Source organism: Lysinibacillus zambalensis, from assembly GCF_040183165.1.
GTDB classification, from domain to species: Bacteria; Bacillota; Bacilli; order Bacillales_A; family Planococcaceae; genus Lysinibacillus; species Lysinibacillus zambalensis.
Genome location: NZ_JBEGDG010000003.1, coordinates 316,469 through 323,330, shown reverse-complemented (window position 1 = coordinate 323,330; position 6,862 = coordinate 316,469). Strand labels below are relative to the sequence as shown.

General features: G+C 36.9%; 7 protein-coding genes. 5 read left to right on the top strand and 2 right to left on the bottom strand.

Annotated features, from left to right (window positions below):
- The first annotated feature begins 186 nt into the window (after positions 1-186).
- The 3 genes from ABNX05_RS07165 (at position 187) to ABNX05_RS07155 (ending at position 3,449) form a co-directional block, all read left to right on the top strand.
- Positions 187-1,089 carry a fumarylacetoacetate hydrolase family protein gene (locus ABNX05_RS07165; RefSeq protein ID WP_079559548.1) on the top strand — a complete coding sequence of 301 codons (903 nt, stop codon included), beginning with the start codon at positions 187-189 and terminating at the stop codon, positions 1,087-1,089.
- Positions 1,090-1,390: 301 nt separating this feature from the next.
- Positions 1,391-1,759: a YisL family protein gene (locus ABNX05_RS07160; protein WP_349659098.1), complete on the top strand. Its 369-nt coding sequence runs from the start codon at positions 1,391-1,393 to the stop codon at positions 1,757-1,759.
- A gap of 184 nt (positions 1,760-1,943) precedes the next feature.
- Entirely contained in the window at positions 1,944-3,449 is a 1,506-nt protein-coding gene (locus ABNX05_RS07155) for an alpha-amylase family glycosyl hydrolase (RefSeq protein WP_349659097.1), read from the top strand.
- 59 nt (positions 3,450-3,508) lie between these two features.
- Here ABNX05_RS07155 and ABNX05_RS07150 read toward each other — a convergent pair whose 3' ends face one another.
- Both ABNX05_RS07150 and ABNX05_RS07145 read right to left on the bottom strand, forming a co-directional pair.
- Positions 3,509-4,366 carry a DegV family protein gene (locus tag ABNX05_RS07150; protein ID WP_349659105.1) on the bottom strand — a complete coding sequence of 286 codons (858 nt, stop codon included), beginning with the start codon at positions 4,364-4,366 and terminating at the stop codon, positions 3,509-3,511.
- Between the two features lie 354 nt (positions 4,367-4,720).
- Positions 4,721-5,530: a Cof-type HAD-IIB family hydrolase gene (locus ABNX05_RS07145; protein WP_349659096.1), complete on the bottom strand. Its 810-nt coding sequence runs from the start codon at positions 5,528-5,530 to the stop codon at positions 4,721-4,723.
- 121 nt (positions 5,531-5,651) lie between these two features.
- On the opposite strand from ABNX05_RS07145, the gene ABNX05_RS07140 reads away from it, so the two are divergent.
- Positions 5,652-6,416, top strand: coding sequence for a prolyl oligopeptidase family serine peptidase (locus ABNX05_RS07140; protein WP_349659095.1), 765 nt, complete (start codon positions 5,652-5,654; stop codon positions 6,414-6,416).
- Between the two features lie 53 nt (positions 6,417-6,469).
- Entirely contained in the window at positions 6,470-6,778 is a 309-nt protein-coding gene (locus ABNX05_RS07135; RefSeq protein ID WP_197139853.1) for a metal-sulfur cluster assembly factor, read from the top strand.
- Positions 6,779-6,862 lie beyond the last annotated feature (84 nt).

Here is a 6,862-nt window from a genome sequence, read left to right as displayed (position 1 = left end):
ACAACAAATGTTTTCTGTAGCGAAAGCAAAGCGGCAGCTACAAAGCGCCCAGTCGGAACGGAAATCAACCACACGTTATGGTGAAGTGCCTACAAATTATTATGAATAAAAATAGTTTTCTTAAAAGTAAGGCAATTTCTATAATTTTGTTGTATTATGTAAAAAAAAGAAGGAGCTCTGAAAATCATGAAAATTTTATCATTTAAATTAGGTGGACATGTAAGCTTTGGACCAAAAGTAAAAAAAGAAGAAGCAGTATGGGATGTACTCGCTATTCAAAATGAACTTCAAGTTCTCCCTTCTTTTTCAAGTTCAATTGTAGATGGCATTGCTCTAGGCTTTGATTTTGTTGAACAGATTCGTAAATTAGTAGAAGCCGCTGAAAAATCAGACCGTGCTAATAGTTTCAAACGCGAATTTACAGTGATCGAGTGGTTATCACCGATTCCACGCACACCAAAAAACATTATGTGTATTGGGAAAAACTATGATGAACATGCTAAAGAAATGGGTGCAGAAGCAGCTCCAACAGACTTAATGGTATTTACAAAATCTCCGACTGCTATTGCTGCTGATGGCCAAACAATTTCTATTCATGCCGATCTTTCATCTAAAATGGATTATGAAGGCGAATTAGCGGTTGTCATTGGTAAACGTGGTAAAAATATTCCGAAAAACTTAGCATACGATTATGTATTTGGCTATACGATTGCCAATGATCTAACAGCTCGTGATTTACAAGAAAAACATAAGCAATTCTTCTTAGGAAAAAGCTTGGATGGAACTTGTCCACTTGGACCTTACCTTGTAACAAAAGATGAGATTCCGAATCCACAAGATTTAACAGTCGTTACAAAAGTGAACGACGAAGTACGTCAAAACGGCTCAACAAAAGATATGATGTTCACTGTAGAATCATTAGTATCGATTTTATCTCAGCATGTTACATTAGAGCCAGGTGACGTTATTTTAACAGGGACTCCAGCGGGTGTTGGCAAAGGTATGAATCCGCCACAATTCTTAAAAGCTGGTGATACTGTAAAAGTATCTATCCAAGGCATCGGTACTTTAGTGAATCATTTTGAATAATTTTTCAAATCCGCGTGAGTTTACCTCCGCGGATTTTTAATTTGGGTCCAAACATCCGTTGAAATAGAGGAACCCAGTCTAAGAACGCCGCGACCTGTGGTAACGACTGTGTGACCAACATCTGTGCTGCTGTCGCTTCGCTTTCGCGCATAAGACATTTGTTGGCCTAAAGCCTCCGGATGCAATGATATCGAGGAAAAATTGATGTATATTATATGAACACTATTGTAATGTTTGAAACCCTTTCCATCACATGGTAGGATAGAGTTTGATAGAAAAAAGAATATGAGGTGGGACAATAATGAGTTTCTTAACTAGCCAAACGCATTTGCATATTACTACTTGGGTAGTTGCAATCGTAATCTTTTTAATTGCGGCATTAATGGGCAAGCAGTCAAAAGGCTTACATATGACATTACGTTTATTCTACATTTTAATTATCATTACTGGTGGAGCACTATTTATTAAAGGCATGGATTATGGTATGGGTATGCTCTATGGCTTTAAATTTATAGGTGGTATTTTAGTCATTGGTATGATGGAAATGGTATTAGTTCGTCAAAAGAAAAACAAACCAACTGGTATGTTTTGGATTTTATTTGCAGTGTTCTTATTGATTACATTGTTCCTAGGTTTCAAATTACCAATGGGTCAAAATTTCTTAGCATAATTTTGTAAAAGTCGTGAAGTTATCGCTTCACGGCTTTTTTTTGAAGGAGAAATTGTTTAGGTCCCACGATCAAGTCGATAAATTGTATTTGAAGGAGAAGTTGACACCTTTTTGCCGTAATTCATTTTGTCATTTTCGGAAAATATTTTGAAATGATAGCAAGGGGACTATTTTATTTGGTAAAATGACGGAGGATTGGTTTGAAAGAGAGGGAATTAAAGTGAAATTCAAAAAGTGGATAAGTGCGACAGCTGCATCGCTTTTACTAGCAACTTCATTAGTGAGTGCTACACCAGTTGCACATGCTGATGAAGCGCCGACAAGAACGATTGCAGAAGAAAGCATCTATGATTTACTCGTTGACCGTTTCTTTAATGGTTCGGGCACTAACGATTTTGATACAAATACGCAAGACGCTACTAAATTTGCAGGAGGCGATTTTGCAGGTTTACAGGATAAACTAAAATTTATCGGAGAGATGGGCTTTACAATCGCTTCTATTGGCCCGATTTTTGCCACTGAGAAATATGATGGATCGATGCCGACGAGCTACTCTTCAATTGAGCGTCATTTTGGGACAGCTGAGGAGTTTCAAAGTGTCGTTGAGGCCTATAAAGCTAAAAACGTATCGATCATGGTTGATTTTCCATTAAACAATGTAAGTCCGAATCATGAGTGGGCAAAAGATTCAGCGAAAAAGGACTGGATTGCTTCAACAAATAATGGACAAGTACAGTGGGACTTAACAAACAAAGACGTACAAGACGCACTTGTTAAATCAGCAACAGACTTTATCTCTACATACGATGTTGGTGGAGTGCGTTTAACAAATATTGCTGGTGCTGATACAGAGTTTATCAATGCAGTAATTAAAGCATTAAAAGATACGAAAAAATCACTTTATGTCATTTCAAATGAAGAAAGTGATGCAAACTTTGATGCAAGCTTTTCTAAAGCTTCAGCTGATATTTACCGTAATATCTTTAAAAATGTTGATATGGATTCTACTAAGTTGATGGAGCCTATTACAGGTAAGAAACCAACTCAGATTATGATTGATTCGCTAGATACGCATCGATTTACATTTGATTCTGCAACAGAAAATATGTTCCCACCAACGCGTTTGAAAATGGCGATGGGTGCTTTATTTATGATGCCAGGAATTCCAGTTGTACAATATGGTACAGAAATTGCAATGAACGGTGAAAAAAAGCCAGATACGCACCAAATATATAACTTTAAAACTGATACAGAATTAATCGACTATATTAAAAATGTCCAATCTTTACGTAATAAATCTGAGACATTACGCAATGGTGATTTTGAAGTTCTCACAAATGAAAATGGCCTACTTGTATTTACACGTACGTCCGATAAAGAAAAATGGGTCATCATGGTTAATAATACTAGTGAAACACAACGCGTTGATTTAACACCTGCTCAGCTTGGTGAAGGTAAAATGCTAAACGGTATTATACATGAAGAAAAAGTTCGTATTAATGAAAAAGACGTTTATCCAGTTATTTTAAATCGCGAAATGGTAGAGATTTATCAAGTTAGAAATGATGAAGGATTAAATGTACCTTATATGGTAGCACTAGGATTAGTATGGTTAATATTCATAGGATTTGTAGTTGTTATTATTAGACGAGGTAAAGTACGACGTAAAGAGCAAGACGCTCTAAATTAATCCCAGTAGGATAAAATGAAAAATCCCCTTAACACTTTTCAGTGCGGAGGGGATTTTTGTTAAGCTTGATAGCTTTTATTTGTAAAGAAGATGGCAATTGTACCTGGTCCTACGTGTGAGCCAATAGCTGAACCAATCATTGTTACTTGAATAGCTTTTGGTGAAAATCTTTCTTGGATAGAAGCCTTTACTTCGTTGGCAAATTCCACATCATCACTATGGCTAATACCAACAACTTTTTCAGAGAAATTTTCACCGCGCGCCTGCATTAAATCTAACATGCGAGCGATGGCTTTTTTACGTCCGCGTGATTTTTCAATCGGGACAAGTTTACCATCCTCTACATTTAAGATGGGTTTTATGCTTAGGAGCCCCCCAAGAAATGCGCTTGCCTTAGATACACGACCACCTTTAGCAAGGTAATCTAAATCTTCCACCGTAAATAAGTGCTCCATCTGTGGGGTAAGAGCTGTAATTTTTGCTTCGATTTCTTCCAGTGAAGCACCTGTATTTCGAAGGCGAACGGCTTCTTCGACTACTAGGCCAAAACCTAGTGAAGCACATTTAGAATCGATAATAGCTAATTTAAGGGATGGATATTGCTCCTGTACTTGATTGCGAATCATGACAGCGGTATTATAGGTGCCTGATAATTCCGATGAAAAGGCAATATAGATTCCTTCTTCTTCATTTTTCGCTAGATTTTCGAAATGATTGAGAAATAGCTCTGGTGATACTTGGGATGTTTTTGGGCGAGCACCTTGACGAATAGCGTCGTAAATTTCTTTGGAATCAATCGAAATGACATCATCATATTCATTATTGTTTAATTGCACTCGTAGTGGAAGAAGTTCAATATTGTTTTCTTCGTAGTAAGACTTTGGTAGATCACAGCCACTATCAGTAAAAATTTTCATCATTTGTCCCCCTAATTTATTATTCTTTTAACTCTATATGAGAAGTTTACAAATACCTATACTACATAACAGGTGAACACGTGTCGAGTTTTCAATTTCCACTCTATATTTCTCGAAACTACTTCCTAATAAAATTTTATATAGATATATTATCATATCGTGTTTCAGTATAATTGCAACTCAGTGTATTGTTAACTCGAAAGTTAAAGTGAAAAATGGGCTCATCACCATAACGTGTGGTTGATTTCCGTCCGACTGGGCGTACTTCGCGGACCTTTCATAGATGGCTTACATTTTAATGAATGACATCCAAAACTTATGGTGATGATCCAAAAATAGGGTGTTTTTATTTAACTAAGATAGTTTCAAACGCTCGATAAGCATTTTAGCGATGCCATCGTCATTATTGGTTGTCGTAATTTCGTTGGCAATGTTTTTTAAAGCAGGGATGCCATTGCCCATTGCGACACCGATACCGGCATATTCAATCATTTCTAAATCATTGTCCTCGTCACCGAATGCAATAATACGCTCGCGTGGGATACCTAAATCCTGTGCTACATGAGCGATCCCTACTGCTTTATTTAAGCCACGGCGAACAATTTCAATAATGTGAAGTGGGGCACCCCAACGACGATGTTCAATGACTTCTGCATGGACAGCCTGTAAATGGTCACGAATAATCATTGAATTCACATCATTCGCTTGAATCAGCAAACTAGTAGGGTTATCAAGTAAATGGGTATGGAGATTCCCATGAGTAATTTTAGGATTCCCCATATTGAATATATTTAAAATCCGTGAGTTCTCTGTATGAACATAAATATCGTCCTTAACCTCCGCTATAATATTTTCATATTCATAGCTATTGATGGAATTGACGACATCATGTACTACGCTTAAATCAATAGGAGTATGCTTAGTCTGCCAAGCAGCATTTTTAGGATGGTGGACGTAAGCACCATTAAAATTTACGATGGGCGTTGTAAGGCCAAGTTCGTGATAATAAAGATCACTCGCACGATAAGGACGACCGGTAGCAATCATAACTTGATGGCCTTGCTCCTTTGCCTGCAATAATGTTTTTTTAGTTTTTGCTGAAATTTGTTGTTGATCCGTTAATAACGTACCATCTAAGTCCAAAACGATTAAATGCGGTTTCATAGCTTTTTGCCCCTTTCTTATAATTTGAATAGTATCGTTTTGTAAACCATTCGTCAAAATTTTGTCACAGTGAAAAAAGTTTGCTAACATAAAGATGAGACAAATGTTGGGAGTGACAAAGATGATTGTTGAGAAAGAATTGTGGGGAAATATTCCTTTATTACATATACATACGGAAAATATGAATGAAGAAACCCCGGTAGTAATTTTTTTACATGGTTTCACGAGTGCAAAAGAACATAACTTACATTATGCATATCAATTAGTAGGCAGAGGGGTGCGTGTCCTATTGCCAGATGCAAAATTACATGGCGACCGTAGTGAAGGCCTGACTGAGATGCAATTGAGCTTACATTTTTGGGATATTGTTTTAAATTCTATTCATGAAGTGGAACAATTATATAATGAATTAAAGAATAAAAAATTATTACTGAATGATGAAATTGGCATTGCTGGTACATCAATGGGTGGTATTGTCACATCAGGCTGTTTAAAGCGCTATGATTGGATCAAGACAGCAGCAGTTTGTATGGGTGCACCAAGTTTCACTAAATTAGCGGAGTATCAATTACAGCAATTCGCAAAAAACGGTGTGAATTTGCCAATGTCCGAAGAAGAAGTACAACAAACGAATGAGCTTCTAGCTAAATATGATGTGAGCCTAACACCAGACAAATTTGCAGAACGACCTGTCCTATTTTGGCATGGGGAGTTAGATAAAACTGTACCTTTCAAGGAAACATATGATTTTTATTTAACTTTACGTAAATATTATGAAACGAATCCAGAAAACTTGAAATTTTTAGCTAATAAGAAAGCTGGTCATGCTGTCTCACGTGATGGTATGTTAGCAGCAACTGAATGGCTTGCACAGCATTTGGCATAATAAGATGCATCTGCTATGATTAAGTTAACACTGTGACGAAAGGAGAAATACAGATGGATCAAGATATGAAAGACAGCATGTTCGGTGCATTAGAAAATGTAATTGACCCTGAGCTTGGTATTGATATCGTCAACTTAGGTTTAGTATATGATGTAGAGTTAGATGAAGAGGGCGCAGCAACCGTTACAATGACGTTAACGTCTATGGGCTGCCCAATGGGACCTGTTATTGTTGATCAAGTGAATACAGCATTAGGTGAGCTTCCAGAGGTAAAAAGTACAAATGTAAATATTGTATGGAATCCACCTTGGTCAAAAGATAGAATGTCACGCTATGCAAAAATGGCATTAGGTGTACGCTAACTCTGCTTAATGCGCAATAAAAAATCCCTGCTTATAACTCTAAGCGGGGATTTTTGCTGTTTAAAACTATTGTGTCAAAAAATT